The 270-nt window shown below is 71.9% G+C and carries 1 protein-coding gene; it reads left to right on the top strand.

Features of this window, described 5'->3' with window-relative positions:
- Positions 1–270 (top strand): chorismate-binding protein (locus ACOADB_RS14080; protein ID WP_378599689.1); only part of this gene is annotated, 270 nt, incomplete at both ends.

Here is a 270-nt window from a genome sequence, read left to right on the forward strand (position 1 = left end):
CACCCCCACCGCCTACGCCACCGCCTTCGCGCAAGTCCAGGAGCACCTGCACGCGGGCAACTCGTACGAGGTCAACCTGACCTACCGCACCCGCACGCCGAGCACCCTCGGCCCCGCGGGCGCCTATCTCCGGCTGCGCACGCTCAACCCGGCGCCGTACGCGGGCTTTCTCCAGCACGACGTGGCGGGTGCGGAGGCATGGCTGCTGAGCTCGTCGCCCGAGCGGTACGCGCTGGTCACCGCCGACCGCACCCTGGAGACCAAGCCGAT

It is taken from the genome of Nocardioides sp. CPCC 206348 (assembly GCF_048654705.1).
Lineage (GTDB): Bacteria > Actinomycetota > Actinomycetes > Propionibacteriales > Nocardioidaceae > Nocardioides.